The sequence below is a fragment of the Bacterioplanes sp. CLAM21 genome (genome assembly GCF_059641015.1).
In genome coordinates this window covers 3,508,841-3,529,026 of the sequence record NZ_CM184929.1, presented here as the reverse complement: position 1 = coordinate 3,529,026, position 20,186 = coordinate 3,508,841, and the positions used below count along the sequence as shown (strand labels likewise).

Annotated in this window: 19 protein-coding genes; 3 read left to right on the top strand and 16 right to left on the bottom strand. The window is 52.2% G+C overall.

Annotated elements, in window-relative coordinates; translation table 11 throughout:
* Positions 1 to 8: 8 nt before the first annotated feature.
* The 8 genes from purD to AC55FS_RS16100 all read right to left on the bottom strand — a co-directional run bounded on the left by purD (position 9) and on the right by AC55FS_RS16100 (position 8,827).
* Complete coding sequence (purD, locus tag AC55FS_RS16135; protein WP_496933289.1) at positions 9 to 1,295, bottom strand: phosphoribosylamine--glycine ligase; 1,287 nt, start codon at positions 1,293 to 1,295, stop codon at positions 9 to 11.
* Between the two features lie 146 nt (positions 1,296 to 1,441).
* On the bottom strand, positions 1,442 to 3,052 hold the full coding sequence (gene purH / locus AC55FS_RS16130; protein WP_496933288.1) for a bifunctional phosphoribosylaminoimidazolecarboxamide formyltransferase/IMP cyclohydrolase: 1,611 nt from the start codon (positions 3,050 to 3,052) through the stop codon (positions 1,442 to 1,444).
* Between the two features lie 66 nt (positions 3,053 to 3,118).
* Entirely contained in the window at positions 3,119 to 3,379 is a 261-nt protein-coding gene (gene fis / locus AC55FS_RS16125) for a DNA-binding transcriptional regulator Fis (RefSeq protein WP_094062035.1), read from the bottom strand.
* Between the two features lie 50 nt (positions 3,380 to 3,429).
* On the bottom strand, positions 3,430 to 4,419 hold the full coding sequence (gene dusB / locus AC55FS_RS16120) for a tRNA dihydrouridine synthase DusB (RefSeq protein WP_496933287.1): 990 nt from the start codon (positions 4,417 to 4,419) through the stop codon (positions 3,430 to 3,432).
* Between the two features lie 116 nt (positions 4,420 to 4,535).
* On the bottom strand, positions 4,536 to 5,759 hold the full coding sequence (locus AC55FS_RS16115) for a DUF3426 domain-containing protein (RefSeq protein ID WP_496933286.1): 1,224 nt from the start codon (positions 5,757 to 5,759) through the stop codon (positions 4,536 to 4,538).
* A gap of 2 nt (positions 5,760 to 5,761) precedes the next feature.
* Positions 5,762 to 6,661, bottom strand: coding sequence for a 50S ribosomal protein L11 methyltransferase (prmA, locus tag AC55FS_RS16110; protein WP_496933285.1), 900 nt, complete (start codon positions 6,659 to 6,661; stop codon positions 5,762 to 5,764).
* Position 6,662: 1 nt separating this feature from the next.
* Positions 6,663 to 7,106: a type II 3-dehydroquinate dehydratase gene (gene aroQ / locus AC55FS_RS16105; RefSeq protein WP_496933284.1), complete on the bottom strand. Its 444-nt coding sequence runs from the start codon at positions 7,104 to 7,106 to the stop codon at positions 6,663 to 6,665.
* Between the two features lie 107 nt (positions 7,107 to 7,213).
* Entirely contained in the window at positions 7,214 to 8,827 is a 1,614-nt protein-coding gene (locus tag AC55FS_RS16100; protein ID WP_496933283.1) for a GGDEF domain-containing response regulator, read from the bottom strand.
* 161 nt (positions 8,828 to 8,988) lie between these two features.
* Here AC55FS_RS16100 and AC55FS_RS16095 point away from each other — a divergent pair, with 161 nt between their 5' ends.
* The 3 genes from AC55FS_RS16095 to AC55FS_RS16085 all read left to right on the top strand — a co-directional run bounded on the left by AC55FS_RS16095 (position 8,989) and on the right by AC55FS_RS16085 (position 12,101).
* On the top strand, positions 8,989 to 9,678 hold the full coding sequence (locus tag AC55FS_RS16095) for a transglutaminase-like cysteine peptidase (RefSeq protein ID WP_496933282.1): 690 nt from the start codon (positions 8,989 to 8,991) through the stop codon (positions 9,676 to 9,678).
* Positions 9,679 to 9,687: 9 nt separating this feature from the next.
* Positions 9,688 to 11,616, top strand: coding sequence for an EAL domain-containing protein (locus tag AC55FS_RS16090; protein ID WP_496933281.1), 1,929 nt, complete (start codon positions 9,688 to 9,690; stop codon positions 11,614 to 11,616).
* A 74-nt stretch (positions 11,617 to 11,690) separates the two neighbouring features.
* Entirely contained in the window at positions 11,691 to 12,101 is a 411-nt protein-coding gene (locus AC55FS_RS16085; RefSeq protein ID WP_496933280.1) for a copper chaperone PCu(A)C, read from the top strand.
* Between the two features lie 73 nt (positions 12,102 to 12,174).
* Here AC55FS_RS16085 and yacG read toward each other — a convergent pair whose 3' ends face one another.
* From yacG to AC55FS_RS16045, 8 genes are all read right to left on the bottom strand, one after another.
* Positions 12,175 to 12,378: a DNA gyrase inhibitor YacG gene (gene yacG / locus AC55FS_RS16080; protein WP_496933279.1), complete on the bottom strand. Its 204-nt coding sequence runs from the start codon at positions 12,376 to 12,378 to the stop codon at positions 12,175 to 12,177.
* Positions 12,362 to 12,976, bottom strand: a complete 615-nt coding sequence (gene coaE, locus AC55FS_RS16075; protein ID WP_496933278.1) for a dephospho-CoA kinase — start codon at positions 12,974 to 12,976, stop codon at positions 12,362 to 12,364. The genes yacG and coaE overlap by 17 nt, the downstream gene beginning before the upstream one ends.
* Positions 12,977 to 13,044: 68 nt before the next feature.
* Entirely contained in the window at positions 13,045 to 13,923 is an 879-nt protein-coding gene (locus tag AC55FS_RS16070) for a prepilin peptidase (RefSeq protein ID WP_496933277.1), read from the bottom strand.
* Positions 13,923 to 15,152 (bottom strand): type II secretion system F family protein, encoded by a 1,230-nt coding sequence (locus AC55FS_RS16065; RefSeq protein WP_496933276.1) that lies wholly within the window; start codon positions 15,150 to 15,152, stop codon positions 13,923 to 13,925. The genes AC55FS_RS16070 and AC55FS_RS16065 overlap by 1 nt, the downstream gene beginning before the upstream one ends.
* Before the next feature lie 64 nt (positions 15,153 to 15,216).
* Positions 15,217 to 16,908: a type IV-A pilus assembly ATPase PilB gene (gene pilB, locus AC55FS_RS16060; protein WP_496933275.1), complete on the bottom strand. Its 1,692-nt coding sequence runs from the start codon at positions 16,906 to 16,908 to the stop codon at positions 15,217 to 15,219.
* A gap of 112 nt (positions 16,909 to 17,020) precedes the next feature.
* Positions 17,021 to 17,446 carry a pilin gene (locus AC55FS_RS16055; protein WP_496933274.1) on the bottom strand — a complete coding sequence of 142 codons (426 nt, stop codon included), beginning with the start codon at positions 17,444 to 17,446 and terminating at the stop codon, positions 17,021 to 17,023.
* A 279-nt stretch (positions 17,447 to 17,725) separates the two neighbouring features.
* Entirely contained in the window at positions 17,726 to 18,598 is an 873-nt protein-coding gene (gene nadC, locus AC55FS_RS16050; protein ID WP_496933273.1) for a carboxylating nicotinate-nucleotide diphosphorylase, read from the bottom strand.
* A gap of 131 nt (positions 18,599 to 18,729) precedes the next feature.
* Positions 18,730 to 20,094, bottom strand: a complete 1,365-nt coding sequence (locus AC55FS_RS16045; protein WP_496933272.1) for an alanine/glycine:cation symporter family protein — start codon at positions 20,092 to 20,094, stop codon at positions 18,730 to 18,732.
* Positions 20,095 to 20,186 lie beyond the last annotated feature (92 nt).

The following is a 20,186-nucleotide window of genomic DNA, read 5'->3' as shown; positions in this document are numbered from 1 at the left end:
TGAGGTTATTATGACTGCTCACGAGCAACAGCGCGATAGCCAATATCACGGCGATAAAAGGCATCCTGCCAATCGATTTGCTGGGCCAATTGGTAGGCTTGTTGCTGTGCATCAGCGACGCTGTTTCCCAGCGCTGTGGCGCACAATACGCGTCCACCTGCCGTGACAACCTCGTCGTTGGCATTCAGTGCCGTGCCGGCATGGAAGGTCTTGCGGTCTTGGCCGTCTTGTTCTGGCAAACGAATTACATCGCCTTTGCGATAGCTGTTGGGATAGCCGCCAGCCGCCAATACCACGCCTAAGGCGGCACGACTGTCCCATTGGGTTTGCTCGCTATCGAGTTTGCCTTCTAAAGCCGCTAGGCAATGGGCTACCAGATCTGACTGCATGCGCAGCATGATGGGCTGAGTTTCAGGATCGCCAAAGCGACAGTTGTATTCGATGACCTTAGGTGCGCCGCTGGCATCAATCATCAAGCCGGCATAGAGAAAACCAGTGTAGTCGTTGCCCTCGGCAGCCATGCCTTGAACTGTCGGTTCGATCACTTCACGCATGATGCGATCATGAATATCGCTGGTGACTACCGGTGCTGGGGAGTAAGCGCCCATGCCGCCGGTGTTAGGGCCACTATCGCCATCGCCGACGCGCTTGTGATCTTGGCTGGTCGCCATCGGTAAAATGTTTTTGCCATCGACCATAACGATGAAGGAGGCTTCTTCGCCGCTAAGAAACTCTTCGATGACCACCCGACAACCCGCGTCACCAAAGGCATTGCCAGACAGCATATCTTTGACGGCATCTTCAGCTTGTTGCAGGGTTTCGGCAACGATCACGCCTTTACCGGCAGCCAGGCCGTCGGCTTTAACGACAATCGGTGCGCCTTTTTGCTGCAAGTAGGCCAGTGCTGGCTCGACTTCGGTAAAGTTCTGATATTCAGCGGTAGGAATGTTATGACGTGCTAGGAAGTCTTTGGTAAAGGCCTTGGAACCTTCTAGCTGTGCGGCACCTTGGGATGGGCCAAAGATCTTCAGGCCGGCTTGCTGGAAACGATCGACCAGACCTTCGACCAACGGTGCTTCTGGGCCGACTATGGTCAGGCCAATGTTGTTAGTCTCAGCAAACTGTTGCAGTGCAGCAAAGTCCATGACATCAATAGCCACGTTTTGCATGCCCGCTTCTCGTGCTGTGCCAGCGTTACCCGGTGCAACGAATACTTGCTCAACCAAGGGTGACTGCAGAGATTTCCAGGCTAGCGCATGCTCACGACCGCCAGAACCAATAATCAATACATTCATATCAAACTCCTGTGGTGGGTCTAAAAGCCCTGTCACGGCCTAAACAACCATCATTCGGGTTGGCCGCAATATCCAGGTCTTTGTACTCACTTTTTATCGAATAGCTGTTAGGGAAAATCGCTCCGTAGAGCGATTTTGCTCTTGGCTCAGTGGCGGAAATGACGCATACCGGTGAAGACCATGGCAATGCCAGCCTCATCGGCGGCGGCAATCACTTCGTCGTCACGGATCGAGCCACCCGGCTGAATAATGGCCTTGATGCCCGCTTGGGCGGCATTGTCGATGCCATCGCGGAATGGGAAAAACGCATCGGATGCCATGACTGCTCCCTCTACCGCCAGACCAGCATGCTCCGCTTTAATGGCTGCGATGCGTGCCGAGTTGACGCGGCTCATTTGACCCGCCCCAACACCTATGGTCTGTCGCTGTTTGGCATAGACGATGGCGTTCGATTTAACGAACTTGGCTACTTTCCAGGCAAACACTAAATCGTTGATTTCATCTTCCGAAGGAGCACGCTGGGTCACTACTTTCAGATCGCTGACATCGATCATGCCATTGTCACGATCTTGTACCAGCAGGCCACCATTGACGCGCTTGTAGTCCAGACCGGCAGGGCGGTTGAGGTCCCATTGACCGGACGCCAGCAAGCGAACATTCTTCTTCGCTTCGACAATGGCCGCCGCTTCGCTGCTTACCTTGGGCGCAATAATCACTTCAACAAACTGGCGATCAACGATGGCTTTAGCCGTTGCTGCATCTAATTCGCGGTTAAAGGCAATAATGCCACCAAACGCCGATTCGCTGTCGGTGGCAAAGGCCATTTCATAAGCTTTGAGAATGCCACCGTCTTCCTCTGGCACTACAGCCACTCCGCAAGGGTTGGCGTGTTTAACGATGACACAAGCCGGTTTGCTAAAGGACTTAACACATTCCAGTGCGGCATCGGTATCGGCGACATTGTTGTACGACAGCTCTTTGCCCTGCAATTGTACCGCTGTGGCGATGGAGGCTTCTTGCGGGTTGGCTTCAACGTAAAAGGCCGCCTGCTGATGCGGATTCTCACCGTAGCGCATGTCCTGAGCCTTGATGAATTGGCTGTTGAAAGTGCGAGGGAAGGCCAAGCGTTGCTCGACGCTGAGCTGTTCAGCGTTTTGGTCGATGGTGCCGAGGTAATTAGCAATCATGCCGTCGTAAGCCGCGGTGTGCTCAAATGCTTTTAAGGCCAAATCAAAGCGTGTTTTAGTGCTTAAGCCTTGCTGTTCACGCAGCTCATCTAGAACCAACGAATAGTCGGCTGAGTTAACAACAATGCCGACGTGGGCATGGTTTTTCGCCGCTGAGCGCACCATGGTTGGGCCGCCGATGTCAATGTTTTCGATCGCCATGGCCAGGTCACAGTCGTCACGGGCAACGGTAGCGGCAAAGGGGTAGAGGTTGACCACCACCAAGTCGATGGGCTGGATGCCATGTTCGTTCATGATGGCATCGTCTTGTCCACGTCGACCCAAAACGCCGCCATGGATTTTTGGATGCAAGGTTTTTACCCGGCCATCCATCATTTCCGGAAAGCCGGTGTAATCGGAAACTTCGATAGCTGGCACCTGATTATCCAGCAGCAGCTGGTAGGTGCCACCGGTGGATAGAATTTCTACGCCCAATTGTTGCAGGGCCTGGGCAAATTCAACGATGCCGGTTTTATCAGAAACGCTGATCAATGCGCGACGAACGGGAGTCTGTGTGGTCATCTTGGTCATTCAGTCAGTTTTTTGAAGGCTAAAAAACGAAAAAGCGGCCATCGGCCGCTGAGTGGGATCTTAGGATTACAGCATTCCGTACTGCTTTAACTTCTTGCGCAGGGTGCCGCGGTTCAGCCCCAGCACCACAGAGGCCTTGGTCTGATTATCGCGGGTATACTTCATCACCGTCTCCAACAGGGGAGCCTCCACCTCAGATAAAACCATGTCGTACAGATCAACAACAGGTTGCCCATCTAGGTGGTCAAAGTAGTTCTGCAAAGCTTTTTCTACGCTATCGCGCAGAGTGTGTGTGGGCTCCAGAGGAGCACGCAGATGATTTTTCATATCTGCTGAGTCGGTCACGGTGTCAACCTTCCTTTCAATAGATTCGGTGTTCATGCTGCCATCCCCTTTCGTCTTACTGTGTCCCTGAAAAAAGACGCGACTGCAGCCAGCTGCTGTTCGCTACTTTCCAGCTGATTGAAGGCTTTGCGAAAGGCATTGCCATCGTCGTGTTGCTGCAAGTACCAACCAACATGCTTGCGCGCGATGCGTACGCCCAGATAGTCGCCATAAAACTCATACAAATCGACCATATGAGCGAGCAGAATACGTTCAATTTCGGCCAGCTCAGGTGTCGGCAGTAACTCACCTGTTGCCAGAAAATGGGCTACTTCACGGAAGATCCATGGCCGTCCCTGAGCTGCACGACCAATCAGTACACCATCCGCTTGGGTGTAAGCCATTACCTCTGCCGCTTTGCGAGCATCCGTAATGTCGCCATTGGCAAACACCGGAATGTCTACCGCCTGCTTTACCGTGCGAATGGTGTCGTACTCTACCGTGTTCTTATAGCCACAAGCCCGCGTACGTCCGTGCACCGCCAAGGAAACGATACCAGCTGCTTGTGCCAGCTCTGCAATGCGTGGTGCATTGCGATGTTCTGGCGACCAGCCGGTACGAATCTTCAGCGACACTGGTACATCTACCGCTTCCACCACGGCCTGTAAGATATCCTTAACCAGGACTTCATCTTTCAGTAACGCCGAACCAGCAGCCTTATTGCAGACCTTTTTGGCCGGGCAGCCCATATTGATATCGATAATCTGGGCACCGTTGCTGGCGTTAAAGCGTGCACTGTTGGCCAGCATTTGCGGGTCTCCGCCAACGATCTGAACCGCAATAGGCTCAGGCTCGCCGGTGTGGTCCAGTCGCAACTGGGACTTGCGGGTATTGCGCAAGCTGGGGTCGGCGGACACCATTTCGCCCACCACCAGACCTGCTCCTAGACGGCGGCAGAGCTGGCGAAACGGGCGATCCGTGACACCTGCCATGGGGGCCAGAATCACGGGATTGGGCAACGTGTACGGGCCAATACTGGGCATACGTGCAGACTACGCTTGATCAAAAAATGTGCGACGAAAAAGTCGCGACATGATACTCACAACCCCTCGGTGAATAAAGGGGTAATTGCTGGTTTTTTGTCCAAAAAAAGCTTGACTCAGCGACCTTGATTCGGCAGCAACTCAATCGCATAGCTGACCGCTTTGGAGCCTGGATCCACAATCTCTAGCGAAATATGAATAGGGGTCCGTACCGGCATGTCGTGCCGACCTGCCAGTTCACCTGAAAGGTATTCCTGTGGTGTGAAAGAGCGACTGGCAACCAAGTTGTCGTTTAGATCACGGAATACCAATGCGAGGTCCGGAAAGGGCTGGGAATAGTCTGCCAGATTGTTAATCAGGGTATCCACCACCAAGGCGTTTTGCAGTGTTGGGTGAGCGCGCACCACTAAATGTTGGGTGGCGACTTTGGCAACATTTTGAATGGCCGGCAGTGTGCAGCCAATGGCTTCGCAGGCTTTGGCATACCAAGGGCGCCACTGAGATTGGCGTGACCAATCATCGAAGCGGAAGTAGGCGACTTGTCCCAATGCTAATATCACCATGGCGCAACTGGCGAGTAGCCAGCCCCAGGCAATGTTACGGCGTTTGGGTTGAACGAAACGCAATGGCTCGTCATTTATGCGAAGCTGCCTGGCTGGCGGGACTAGCTCCAGCGTTTCAGTTGCTAAGTCGTCGCGGCCTAGCGTTAGCCCTTCGTTACGATCTGCGCGCAGTGTGCTGTCATCGCTGTCGCCGGCATCGCTGAACATCGGTTTACTGAATTCATCGCCGCGACTCAGGTCCTCGAGGGTTATTTCTTCTTCTTCGATTAATAGCTCACTGGTCCAGGACTCTTCTTCCTTGATGGCGAGCTGGTCTTCATCGACGGGTGCATCAAAGTTCATAAAATGATCATCGACAATGAGTGCACTGCGTTGAACCGTCTTTTTCTTTTTACTGCTGTCCTCTCGGATGCCAAGGTCGGACATGGGGTCATCTTCGATCTGGTCCGGAATTGAGTCGTCTTCTTCCTCTTCCAGATCCATATCGTCGTGAATCAGGCCAAAGTCATCGTCTCCATCGTCATTGGATGACCCTTTATTGTCCATATCGTCATGGATCAAGCCAAAGTCGTCATCCTTGGTCTGGTCGACCTTAGCGGGTGCCGTTGGCGCTGGCCGGGTCGCCAATGGTGTGTCATCGGCGACAAAATAATCGGGTGCTTTAAATACTTGCAAGCACGAACCACAGCGCACGGCGCCATTGGCAATCTTCAGGTGCTCATCCCGCACCCGAAACGTAGTATGACAATGGGGGCAGCGTGTTACGTGCACAGCCATTCTCAGCTCTCCTGACGTTTGCGACCACTGAGCAAAGCCCAGTCATCTAAAAACTGTGGTTCATCCATATCGAACCAGACTTGGTAACATTGACGCACCTGCTCCGCCTGCTCTGCCAGAATGCCTGATAAGGCTAACTGTCCACCTGTTTTGGTCAGTGCTGCGATATTCGGTGCCAACTGTTGTAGCGGTCCTGCCAAGATATTGGCAACGGTAATGTCGGCTTGAATCTCAGGCGTATGTTCAGGCAAAAACACCTCATAGCAGTGTTTATCGATGCCATTGCGTTTGGCGTTTTCAGTTGTGGCTTCCAGCGCTTGCGGGTCGATATCGGTGCCGGTCATATGGGATGCCCCCAGTAATAGGGCTGCCATGCCGAGAATGCCACTACCACAACCGAAGTCGAGCACATGCTCACCTCCCGTTACGGTGGCATCCAAGTAGCGCAAGCATAGTGCGGTGGTAGGGTGCGTGCCGGTGCCAAACGCCAGGCCCGGATCTAACATCAGGTTAACTGCATCGGGCTCAGGAGGTTGTTGCCAACTGGGGCAAACCCACAGTCGTTCGCCAAATGGCATGGCTTGATACTCGTCCATCCAGGCTCGAACCCAGTCTTTGTCTTCCAATATTTCAATCTTGCACGCAGGCAACTGCTCGCCGCCTTCAGCCTGGTAAGCTTGCTGCAACAGTACTGGCAGTTGCTCTGCATCAGTATTGGCGTCGTACAAGCCCAGCAGCAAGGTCTGATCCCATAACGGAGTGGTGCCCAGTTCAGGCTCCAAAATAGGCTGATCGGCGTCGTCCATTAGCGTGACCGACAGGGCACCGGTGGCTAATAGGGCGTTTTCTAGGGCATCGACTTGCTCTTTACGGGCATGCAGTCGGGCTTGGATCCAGGGCATATTAACGATTACTCAATTGCTGTAGGGCGGCAGACAGGGCCAGTTCATATCCTTGCACACCCAGACCACATATCACGCCGACCGCGATGTCGGACAAATAAGAATGCTGCCGAAACGGCTCACGTGCGTGTACGTTTGAAATATGGACTTCAATAAACGGAATGCCAACGCCGGCCAAGGCATCGCGTAGCGCCACACTGGTGTGGGTGAAGGCTGCAGGGTTTATGATGATAAAGTCGGTTCCGTCAGCTTGAGCAGAATGAATTCGATCAATCAGTACATGCTCGGCATTGCTTTGCAGATGCTCAAGCTGATGGCCTTGTGTCTGAGCCTGCTGCTTTAATTGACGCTCTATATCCGTCAAAGTAGTGGTGCCGTATATACCGGGCTCACGGCTGCCGAGCAGGTTTAGATTGGGACCCTGCAGTACCAGAATGTTGGCCATGCCATCGTCCATTGTTGAAGAAGTGCGCAAAAACGGCGAGTTTGCCGTAAAGCCTGCTCAGCGTCCAGCCAGCGCACAGGAATTGGGATCTTCTTAACAGATCGTCCTCAATCCTGCGTTTCTTCAGGTGACCAGATGCTGACTTGATTTCGTCCACCACGCTTGGCGACATAGAGTGCCTGATCGGCACGTTCCACTAAGGTCGCTGCGCAGTCGTCGCGCCATTGAGCGACGCCGCAAGAAAAAGTCACTTTCAAGTCCTTGAGCCCGGCATGGATGAGATTGGCGAAGTTCATCCGAACCTTATCCATCACGGTAAACGCTTGTTTTTCGTTAGCATCCAGCAGCAATACAGCAAACTCTTCACCGCCGTAGCGCCCAATAGGATCGCTTTTACGCAGATTTTGCCGCAAAAATAGCGCTAGATTCTTAATGACCACGTCACCAATCGGATGGCCATGGGTGTCATTGATGTTTTTAAAGTGATCAATATCCACCATAACAAAGCAAATAGGCTGACTGGGCTTGCGGTTAATCTGATCTTGCAGGGTTTCTAGCATATGGGTGTGATTGAGTAGCCCGGTTAGGCTATCGCGCGAGATGAGGCGGTAGAGTTGCCTAGCTCGTTCAACGCGAGTGCGTATGGTGGTTAGCAGATGCCCGGGCTCGACCGGCTTGGTCAGGAAATCATCGCCCCCTTCGGCCATGGCCTCCAGTTGCCGCTCACGATCGTCTTCGCCGGACAAATAGATAATTGGCAGGTTCAGATGTTCCTTTTGCTGACGGATGACCCGCGCCAGTTCCATGCCATTACATTCCGGCATATACATATCCATCAGCACTAAATCTGGGTTGAAGCTGGCCAGTGCGTCCAGCACTTGCAAAGGATCGTTACTGATCTGACTGAGCATGCCGGCTTTGTTCAGAATATTGGCGGCATGCATCGATTGAGCCTTGGAGTCATCGACGATAAGAATCTTGTAGGGTGGTTGCGGTGCATGGTCGAGCAAGGCTTCCAGGTGGCCGATGACGGATTGCACTTCGGTGTCTGGATACATGCCCACGCCACCGTGGCGCATGGCGTTGAGGCGCTCGACTATGGTGGGCGCGCTCTGGCGATAGGTGAATAAGATGGGGAGCGTGATGTCACGGCTTTGCTGAACCTTGTCGGCTAAGTCTATGCCTGCTCCGGCACCGCCAAAATCGATGTCGATCACAATGGCTGCCGGATGGCGTAACTGCAGCGAATCGACAAAGTCTTGGGTGGTGCTCTTAAGCTCAGGCAGTAAACCAAAATACTGCATTTGCTCTGCCATGGTGAGCGCATTATCGGTATCTGCCAGGGCAATATAAACCGGCTTTTTGCTAGGAATCAGGCTTTCTGGATTGTCATCATCGTTGTGACGCAGAGCAGTTTGGCTGAGCAGTAATACGTGATGGTTCAGCTGCTCTAGCTGGGTGGTGTTAGGAGAGCGGCCGGGTTTGATCTGTTGCAATATGATTAACATATCGCGGGCGATGCTCTCATGGCGTTCGGCTTCAAAACGCTGGGCAAAGCGAGCCAGTTTTTCAGTGGCGAGAATAAAATCATTCATCGCCTCTTTTGACCACTGTCTCTCCGGCAGGCGCCGCCAGATATCGAGCAATTGCCGAACCTGATTAATAACCCGGCTGGAAAAGTGCTGTCGCAGGCGAGCGGCAGGAGTGAGCGTAGTGGTCATGTTGTGTACAGCTATCTCGCCGAATCGCTAATTGAACTCTAAGAATAGCAGGGTCTGCCGAGCTCAGCTTAGCGCCGCTGCGCTTTTCTTTGCTGGCATAGCCTCGGCCACGGCTAGCCACTAAGATGAAGATATCTGCACCAGGATCTACTGAATTCTTCATGTCCTCTGTTGTTCTGAAGTTACACAAGGCGTGTTCTTGGCGTGTCCTGATAGTGTTGGGGCTATCGGCTGTTGTTGCTGTGCTACTGGCTGACGCCAGTCGTTGGGTCCCCGATAAAACCATTGAGCTTGCGCGTGAGCAGTTTGACCCGTCGGCCGCAGATCGGCTCGTTCGTTGGCGACAGCAGTTGCAACTGCTGAGTGGATCACCGCTGTTGGAGCAGTTGCAGGGTGTCAATCGCTTTATCAATACCGAGTTACCCTTCGTCAGTGATCTGCAGCATTGGCAGCAAGAAGACTTCTGGGCCACGCCGTATGAGTCTTTGGCCAGTGCTGGCGGTGATTGCGAAGACTATGTGATTGCCAAGTATTATTCACTGGTGAAACTCGGTGTACCTAGCGACAAGCTCCGTATTACCTATGTGCAAGCGCTGAAACTCAATCAGGCCCATATGGTATTGGCGTATTTTCCCTCACCAGACAGCGTGCCATTGGTGTTAGATAACCTTGTTGATGCCATCCTTCCTGCTGGCCAGCGTCCTGACCTGGAGCCTGTTTACAGCTTTAACGCTGAGGGCTTATGGCTGGAGAAAATGAAAGGGCGTGGCATCTTGATGGGCAACCCCAATAAGCTGGACCGTTGGACTGGTCTGCGCATTCGCCTGAATCAACAGGGCATGGATTTATAAGGACACACCGTGACGCTCAGACAACAGTTTTCCTTACTGACCACTTTGCTGGTGTTGGTGTTATTGCTCGGCAGTCTTTGGCTTACCTGGCATAACGGGCGGATGTTTTTTCAGCAGCAACTGGATGCCAGGGCTTACGATGCCGCCTCAGCACTGGCGCTAGGCATGTCAGCGAATGGCGATGATGCAGTGCGACAGCGGCAAATGGATGCCATGTTCGATCGAGGCTTTTTTTCTCGTATCACTCTGACGCTCGTGTCGGGTGATCGTTATGAGCGCCAAGCAGACGAGGCGTTGCTAAAACCGGTACCGGATTGGTTTCGCCGGTTAATGCCATTGCACAGCGATGCTGCCAAGGCAGAGGTTATTCAGGGCTGGCAGCAACTAGGAACGGTCACTGTGCAGAGTCATACTGACTTTGCCTATCGCGATTTATGGCATATGGCCAAGCAAGAAACTGCCTGGTTTGCTGGAGTTGCGGCTTTGGCATTGTTGTTGTTACAAGGAGTCTTGAACTGGCTGCTAAAGCCTTTGCAGCAGGTAGAGCAGCAAGCTGTGGCGCTCAGTGAACGACGCTGGCAGGTACAGCATACTTTGCCTCGTAGCCGTGAGCTACGTCGGGTGGTGGACGCCATGAATACCTCGGTAACGACATTAAAAGGGATTTTTTCGGATCAATCGGCCCAGGCCCAGCGTTGGCATCGTCAAGCCTTTGAAGATGAACTGACTGGACTGTTAAACCGTCGTGGCTTTGATCAGCAGTTGCAGCACAGTCTCAGTCAGGAGGGGGGCTACAGTGGCTTGTTGATACTGCTGCAGCTGCAAAGCTTTGCTGAGCATAACCAGCGACTGGGACGTCAATGGGGCGATGATCTGTTGGTATCCGTCGGCCAACGTTTGTTGCAGATTTTGCCGGCCGATAGTTTGTGTGGACGGCGCAGCGGTGCTGACTTTGCCATGTTTTTGCCCTGCGGTGATGACGCTGATGCGAGGTACTGGCTGCAATATTGCTTTGATCAGTTGGTTGCTAGTACCTTGAGCCCGCGGCAGGTTCTGAACTTTCATTTAGGTGGGTTGTGGCTACAGGGTCAGCAAGGCACCGTGAGCCCGGTACTAAGTGGCGCCGATGAGGCGCTGCGACAAGCCCAGCGCCAGCCCCTTTCGGCGTGTTGCTTGTTGAGCAATGTCTCCGCGCCATCGCGTTGGACGGCCAGTCAATGGCGCCAGTTGTTACAGCAAGCGCTGCAAGCACAAGCGATTGAGTTACATTATCTACCCGTGGTCGCGGCTAAGGATGTTAATCATCGGCTGCAATTTGAGGTGGTGAGCCGCTTACAATGTGGTGATCAGTGGCTAGCGGGCGCACGTTTTTGGCCGATGTTAGAGCAGCATCAGTTGGCGTCTCAGTGCGATCTGCTTATTGTTGAGCAGGTGTTGCTCGCGCTGACAGAGCTGCAGCAGAGTGTTCAGATGTGTGTGAATATTTCACCCGCCACCTTGGCCGAAGATCGCAGCCGGCTACAACTGTTGGCGTTGTTTAAGCGTTATCCCGAGCAGGCAGCAAAGCTTGCTATCGAGCTGCCCGAATTCTCCCTGCATGCTATTGAGCCCGCTGTTCAAACAATGCTAGTTGAGCTTAAAAGCAGTGGTGTTGCTTTGGCCGTTGATCAGGTCGGCAGAGGTCATCTGACGTTGGCCTATTTGCAGCGCTTACCACTGGATTATTTACGCATTGCTGGGCATATCAACCGAGGCATTCATCAGGCGGATGATCAGCGTTTTTATCTTGAAGCTATGGTGCAGGCGGCGCATAGCCGAGGTGTGTCGGTCATGGCTGAAGGCATCGAGACAGAACAGGATGCCAATGTCTTGATTGAAGCCGGGGTCGACGGCGTGAGTGGTTATTACTTTTCTGCCCCACTATCGACTCCAGGCTGATGTGACCAAAGGTCGCACTGGCTGGGGCAATCGGTGAACTTCAGGTATGGTGCCCATTTTTGTAGGGAAAAATTATGCGCACTTATTTGCTGGCAACCGTGTTTATGAGTCAGGCGCTGTTAGCGTGTGAGGTGGAAGTGTCAGATGCCGTGGTGCGTGAGCCGATTGCTGGTAGAACCATGACCGCGGGTTTTATGACGTTAAATAATCACAGCGATAAAGACGCTGCTTTAGTGTCGGCCAAAGCACCTTGGGCGGGTGCTATCGAGTTGCATGCCCACCTACATGAAGACGGTGTGATGCGCATGCGCGAGGTGGATTCGGTGCCTGTAGCAGCAGGTGCTAGTCAGCGCTTGCAGTCGGGTGGTTATCATCTGATGCTGATGGATCTGACTCTGCCTTTGCCTGCTAACCCGAGTATGACCCTGTGCTTTGATAACGGTCACTGTGTCGAGCAAACCTTTGTCGTTGAAGCGATGCGTTAACGTAACACAGTGCGACCATGGGCTGGCGGTCAGCGTTGACCGCCCAATAGTTTGCCCATCAAGGCAGGTGATCTCAGTGAGGCTTATTGAGTTGCTCTGCCAGCTGCTCTGACATCATCTCTTGCTCCAGAGAAGGGCCTGGTATGGCATGGCCTTCGCTAGCCCACTCGCCTAAATCAATCAGTTTACAGCGCTCGCTGCAAAAGGGCCTGAACTTGCTGTCTGGGCTCCAAACGACTTCTTTTTGGCAAGTAGGGCAGTTAACTTTGCTGGGCACGATTGAGCTCCAAATAATGACGGTGGCACTGATCCAGTTGTTGATACAGTTGCTGTAGAGAACCTTGGTTGCTAACGACGCGGTCAGCGAGTCGACAACGTTCTGCTCTGGGTAATTGTGCCGCTATGATACGACGGATTTGCTCTTCATTGGCATGATCTCGCTGGCAGGCACGTTCTAGTTGGGTGGCTTCCTCGACGTCAATGACCAAAGTTTGCTGCACTAAGGTGTGCTGATCGGTTTCAAACAGTAAGGGTGTTTCTAGGATGACGTAAGGTGAGGTCGCCTGGTGCAAGCGTTCGATGGTGAGCGTCCGAATGCGCGGATGAGTTTGCTGCTCTAGCCACTGGCGTTCGTTGTCGTCGCTAAATACCCGCTGTCTTAACCAAGCGCGATTGAGTGTTTGGTCATCCAACAACACGTCATGTCCGTAGCGTTGCTGAATGGCTTGCCAGGCGGAAGTGTGTGGCTCGACGACTTCTCGGGCTAGCTGGTCGGCGTCGATTACCGTGATGCCTTGCTGGCGAAAGTAGTTTGCAGCGGCACTTTTACCGCTGCCGATACCGCCGGTTAGGCCAATCACAAGGGGGGAGGTCATAGTCTTTACATGCAAGATCAAAAACTTGCAGTGTAAAGACCAATAACAACCTTGGCTAGGTTACAGAGCTAGAGCGACGACAGATACCATTGGGTGATATCAGTGCCCCAGATGGCCGCTATCCACCCGGCTGCTGCTAAGTAGGGGCCAAACGGAATGGGCAAGTTTTTATCTCTACCTATAATCATAATGCCTGCCAAACCGACAACAGCGCCTACCATAGAAGACAGCAAAATAATCAAAGGAATTGCCCCCAGGCCAAGCCAGGCGCCGAGTGCAGCCAGCAGCTTGAAGTCACCGTATCCCATGCCTTCTTTGCCGGTGACCAGCTTAAACAGCCAATAAACCGACCAGAGGGACAGATAACCTGCTGCTGCTCCCATAACGGCGGATTCAAGAGGTACAAACATGGCCTGTGTATTTAGCAGTAGCCCGAGCCACATCAAGCCTAGCGTCATGTCATCGGGCAAAATCTGATGATCGATATCAATCACCGACATGGCGACCAGTAGCCAAGTGAACACTAACATTGCTGCTAGTGGCCAGCCCCAAGGAAAGTAAACAGCGACGGCTACGCTAAATAAGGCCGTAGCTATCTCAACGGCAGGGTAGCGCCAGCCAATCTTGGTGCCGCAATTGGCGCATTGTCCGCGTAACAGCAAAAAACTGACGACGGGAATATTCTGCCAGGGCTTGATTGGCACATGGCAGTTGCGGCAGTGGGAATCTGGCTTAACCAAGTTGTAAGGCTTGTCCAAATCATCCAAAGCAGGGTGTTGCGGTAAGTTGTCGTCAAGCTCGCTGCATTCTCGTTTCCAGTCACGGAACAGCATAATCGGGAAACGCAAGATAACGACGTTTAGAAAGCTGCCAATCAGCAAGCTAAATAACAAAATCAGCCCAATTAGGGCTGATGGTGACGTTTGGATATAGTCAATAAGTTGCATTACATGGCGCTTCCCATTTGGAAAATGGGCATGTACATAGCCACCAAGAAGCCGCCAACGACAACACCGAGAAAAGCCATGATGAGTGGTTCAATCAGTGCTGTCATATTGTCAACTGCATCGTCGACTTCACTTTCGTAATAGTGAGCGGCTTTATCTAGCATGGCATCTAGCGCACCAGATTCTTCGCCAATACTGGTCATCTGGATCACCATGTTGGGGAACACTTCTGTTTGCTTCATGGCAAAATGCATTTGCTGCCCTTGGGCAACTTCGGTACGAATTTCGAGAACGGCATCACGGTACACTGCGTTACCTACAGCCCCGGCAACAGAGTTTAAAGCGTCGACCAAAGGCACACCGGCGGCAAAGGTGGTTGAAAGTACACGGGCATAGCGAGCGATGGCTGCCTTTTTTATTAACTCGCCAAATAGGGGGAGCTTCAAAGTCAATCGTTCCCACTTGTCTCGAACGGCAGGAGAGCGCTTAAGGGCTTGGGAAAACACAATCCCCAATACAAACATGCCAATAAGAGCTTGCACGTAGTAAGCAATAACGAAATCTGAGACCGTCACAACTATTTGTGTGGGTGCCGGCAAATCTGCTCCAAATGACTGAAACATTTCTTCAAATACAGGCACTACTTTGATGAGTAAGATTGCACAGACAATGACCGCTACGACCATAACGGCTATGGGATAGGTTAAGGCTTTTTTAATTTTTGCTTTTAAGGCTTCAGTCTTTTCTTTATAAACAGCAACTTTATCCAGCATGGCCTCTAATGCACCGGCTTGTTCACCTGACTCAATCAGATTGCAGGTGAGCTCATCAAAATACATAGGATGCTGCTTTAGGGCTGAGGCGAAATCATTACCTGCTGCCACGCTGTCACGTAAATCAGTAATTAGCGCTTTCATAGCTTTATTATCAATACCGTCACCAACGATATCGAAAGACTGTACCAAAGGCACGCCTGCTTTAATCATGGTGGCCAGCTGACGAATAAAGAAGGTGACATCACTGGATGTCACCTTTGCCTTGCCACCAAGGCCACCAAGGCCAAATGGAGCCTCCGATGCGCGTTTGATCTTGCCAGGTGTAATGCCTTGCTTGCGCAATTGGGCTTTAACGATAGCCGGGTTCTGACCTTTGAGTTCGCCTTTAACCTTTTGTCCGCGTCTATTGGTTCCTTCCCATGTAAACGAAACATCTTTCTTTTGCGTTGCCATAACTTATCCGAGTCTGCTTGCTGAAGCCGTTATACCTGATTGTAGCGGCAAATCAACGTAAGCATTAGTCGGTTGTGACACGGTTCGCCTCCTCCAGGCTAGTAACCCCTTGGGCAACCTTTTGCAAAGCAGAGGTTCTTAGATCGTTAAAGCCTTCTTTGCGTGCAGTGTCGGATATCTGAATGGAGTTGCCGTTTTCCATAATGATGCGTGAAATTGCATCGGTGATCTTCACCACTTCATATATACCCACACGGCCTTTGTAGCCGTCGCTGCATTCGCTGCAGCCCACTGGTTGGTGAATCTCGGCCTCTTTTAATAGTTCATCCGTAAAGCCTGCTTCTGTCAGCGCCTCTTTGGGGATGTCAGCTGGTTTTTTGCAACTGCTACATAAACGTCTGGCTAGACGTTGGGCAATAATCAAGCTAACGGATGTTGCGATGTTGAAGGCCGGTACGCCCATATTGGCTAAGCGAGTCAAGGTCTCTGCTGCACTGTTAGTGTGCAAGGTAGACAGCACTAAGTGCCCTGTTTGTGCTGCCTTGATGGCGATCGAGGCTGTTTCCAGGTCTCGAATCTCACCCACCATAACGATATCTGGGTCTTGGCGTAGAAAAGAGCGTAGGGCTGCGGCAAAGTCTAAGCCCACTTTGGCGTTGACATTGACCTGGTTAATGCCTTCCAGGTTGATTTCGACCGGGTCTTCGGCGGTGGAGATATTGGTGCCTTCGACGTTTAGAATATTAAGGCCGGTATACAGAGATACAGTTTTGCCTGAGCCAGTGGGCCCTGTGACCAGAATCATGCCTTGAGGTTTCTTAAGGGTCTCTAGGTAGAGCTGTTTTTGATCTTCTTCGTAGCCAAGCGCGTCAATGCCCAGTTTGGCTGAGGAGGGGTCAAGTATCCGTAAGACAATCTTCTCACCGAACAGAGTTGGCAGAGTATTGACCCGAAAATCAATGGCACGATTTTTGGATATTTTCATCTTGATACGGCCATCTTGCGGAATGCGCCGCTCAGATATGTCCATTTGCGACATTACTTTAAGTCTTGCAGCGATTTTACCGGCTAGGTTGACAGGCGGGCTAGACACTTCGTGCAAGACGCCATCTGTGCGGTAACGTACTCGATAGCGTTTTTCATAGGGCTCAAAATGTAAATCTGAGGAGCCCATCTTTACTGCATCTAACAGCATCTTGTTGATGAACTTAACAATAGGAGCATCTTCGTCACCAGAGCTTTCTTGCTTATCGTCTTTTCCTGCTTCACCTTCTTCCAGTTCTAGGTCGCCCATATCGTCTGACAAGTCGCCAAAACCAGAGTCGTTGTCTGATAAAAATTGGTCAACGGCTTTTGTGAGCTTGTCTTGCTCTACTAACACTGCCTCAACACTCATGCCGGTGTTGAACTTGATATCGTCAATGGCAGCAATGCCAGATGGGTCGCTTTGGGCGACAAATAAGCGGTTGCCACGTTTGAATAGCGGCAGAACACGATGTTTATCGATCAGATCTTTGCTAACTAACTCGGCTTCGATCAGTTCTCTGTCAAGCGCTGCCAAATCGAGTAGCGGAAGGCCAAACTCTTCCGAAGCGATCTGCGCGATATCGCTGCTATTGGCGGCTTTGCTGTTTACCACGAGTTCAATAAAATTCTTGCCCGGCTGTTTCTGTGCCTCGCTCAAAAATTGCTGAGCAATGTTGTCGTCGATCAGTCCTTGGTCGACTAAACGTTTGGGTAGGCCGGTGAGTGTCATTACGAAATCCTATAAATGCGAACAACAAGAATATAGATTATAAGCAAAAAAAAGCCCTGCCAAGGCAGGGCTTCTGAAGCGGAGGGGCAGCCTCCACTAGGTGCTGTTCAGATTAGTCTAAGTTAGCGCCTTTTTTGCACTGGGCATCAGTTGCTTTGGCTGAGGAGCCTGTCGCTGCTGCAACTGCTTTAATTTCATATTTTACAGCGCCATTTGCAGAAATGGTTGCTGTCAGCTCACAGCCATCATTCTTCCAAACCAGCTTGCCTTCAGTTGCTTCTTTGAACGTGGTAGGATCGAGTGTCAAGTCAGGAGCATCACCTGCGTCAGTTGTTAAAGTATCACAGCCGATACCTGTGCCGATACATGCTTGCCCCTTGCTTAAGAAGCTCCCAACACCTTTCATCGCGGCACCGCCGTAAGAGGTCGCTACGTATTCACGGTAAGCCGGGATACCAGTCGCTGCCAGAATACCGATGATCGCAACCACGATCATCAATTCAATCAAGGTAAAACCTTTTTGCATTTGTGCTTTCATTGTCTTCTCCACTCATGAGAAAGGTCAGACTGGCTGTGTTGGCACGAATACCATAGCGGTTGTCTGACGTTGCTTTTAAAACCGCCCCGCAGTGGAGCGTGTCATACATCATATGACTAGCGATAAGTGTGCCAACTCTGAAGCTGCCCCACAAGGCCATTTTTCGTGCACTGGTTGGCAGATTTGCCAGCCCTTGACCAAGCTCAGTTTTTGTCGCTGTTTAACCTCGGCACATAGTGACAAACTTTGTCACTTGAGCCTTGATGGTCCGCCGCTTTGTTACGGTTTGTTGCCAGGTGTCTGGGTGGCGAGTCGCATCGACAAATCCACTGCCTGGCAGTCTTTGGTCAATGCACCGATAGAAATATAGTCCACGCCGGTGAGGGCGTAGCTGCGTAGCGTGGATCGGGTAATGCCGCCCGACGCTTCTAGCATAGGGCGGGTGCCGCCGGCCTGGTGTACCTGGGCGACAGCCTGTTGCATCTGTGCTGGGCTGAAGTTATCCAACATGATGATGTCGGCGCCAGCGGCTAGCGCTTCTGTCAGCTGAGCAAAGGTCTCAACTTCGACTTCAACGGGCTTGTTCGGTTCCAGTTGTCTAGCTGCGGTAACGGCTTGGCAGATGCCGCCACACGCGGCGATGTGGTTCTCTTTGATTAAAAACGCATCAAATAAACCGATGCGATGGTTATAGCAGCCGCCCACGCTGACAGCGTATTTTTGTGCGATGCGAAGGCCAGGCAGAGTTTTACGGGTATCGAGTAGCTTCACGCCGGTGCCTTGCACGCTGTTGGCGTAGTGGCGGCATAAGGTTGCAGTGCCTGCCAGACTTTGCACAAAGTTCAGAGCGCTTCGCTCGCCGGTGAGTAATGAGCGCGCACTGCCCGATAGTTCAAATAGCACCTGATCTGGGCGCACCCAGTCGCCATCATGTACCCGCCAAATGATCTGTACGCTGGGGTCCAGCTGGCGAAACACTTCATCCACCCAGGCGCGACCGGCCATGACAGCGCGCTCGCGCGAGATAACCCTGGCATGGGCTTGCTGGTGGACAGGAATCAATTGAGCAGTGATATCGCCACTGGCGACGTCTTCGGCCAGAGCGGCACGAACGTTGTCGACAATGGTGTGCTGGTAACGAGTCAGATCCATGGGCTATTCACAGTGTGCGTATTGCTAATAAAGGAGGCGCATTCTAGCGCTGTGGGGCTTTGCTCGAAAGGGCAGGCTGTTGGCCCGCAATAAAAAAGAGCCGCTAAGCGGCTCTTAACTGACATTAGCTGTTATTTATTTTGCTCGGGCTGTGCTAAAAACTCCCGCGTTAGGCGGAACACTACTGGCGATAGCAGCAGCAGAGCGATCAGGTTAGGCAGAGCCATTAACGCGTTCAATGTATCGGCCACCAACCAAGCCAAATCCAGCTCGCGGGTCGCACCGATCGGAATGGCGATAATCCAGATAACCCGATACACAGGCACAGATTTGGCACCAAACAGATACTCAGTGCATTTTTCACCATAAAACGACCAGCCCATAATAGTAGTAAAGGCAAATACAGCTAAGCCAATGGTCACTATGTACTGGCCAATATCAGGCAGTCCGGCATTAAAGGCTGCAGCTGTGAGATTGGCACCCGATTCACCCGACTGCCAGGCACCGGAAGCAACGATCACTAAACCTGTGATGGTACAAATGATTAGGGTGTCGATAAAGGTGCCCAGCATGGCGATGCTGCCTTGCTGCACTGGACTATTGGTTTGAGCTGCAGCATGGGCAATAGGAGCACTACCCAAGCCTGCTTCGTTAGAGAAAACACCACGAGCGACACCAAAACGAATAGCAGCCCACACGGTTGCACCGGCAAAGCCGCCAACGGCAGAGACTGGGGTAAAGGCGTGGGTCAGAATCAGGCTAATGGCATCGGGAATACGATCGGCATAGATAACCAGCAACACCAGACCTGCCAATACGTAAGCAATGGCCATAAAGGGTACTAACTTACCTGCAACCTCGGCAATACGACGAATGCCGCCCAGCAATACCAGAGCAACGAGCACCATGAGTACCGCACCGGTAGCCCATTCTGGCACACCAAAACCCGAGTGCATGGCGTCTGCCACTGAGTTGGATTGCACGCCATTGCCGATACCAAAGCCTGCAATCATGCCAAAGAAGGCAAAGGCGGCTGCCAGCCACTTAAAGTTAGCGCCAAGGCCGTTGCGAATGTAGTACATAGGGCCACCAACGTAGTTGCCCTCGTCGTTCTTTTCGCGAAACTGCACGGCCAGTACCGCTTCGGCAAACTTAGTGGCCATGCCGACTAGGGCAATCAGCCACATCCAAAACAATGCTCCAGGGCCACCGGCAGCAATGGCGGTGGCTACGCCGGCGATATTACCTGTACCTATGGTGGCTGACAGGGAGGTCATCAGGGCGTTAAAACCAGAAATATCGCCGCTGCCTTCACCGTGGCGCCCCTGCCAGAGATTGCGAAAACCGCGGCCAATATTGCGTAGAGGAAAGGCCTTCAGGCCAATAGTCAGAAAAAGGCCGGTTAAGGCAATCAACAGCAGCATGGGCGGCCCCCAAGCCCAGCCATTGATGGTTTTGATCAGTGTCACGATCGAAAATTCTTGTTCTGGTGTCATCCATCTTCTCCTTGTGGCCGGCTCACAGGATGTTCGGCGCGGCCTGTTATTGGCATTCGGGCAGGCCTGTGGCCATGGGATGTCTTGGCTCG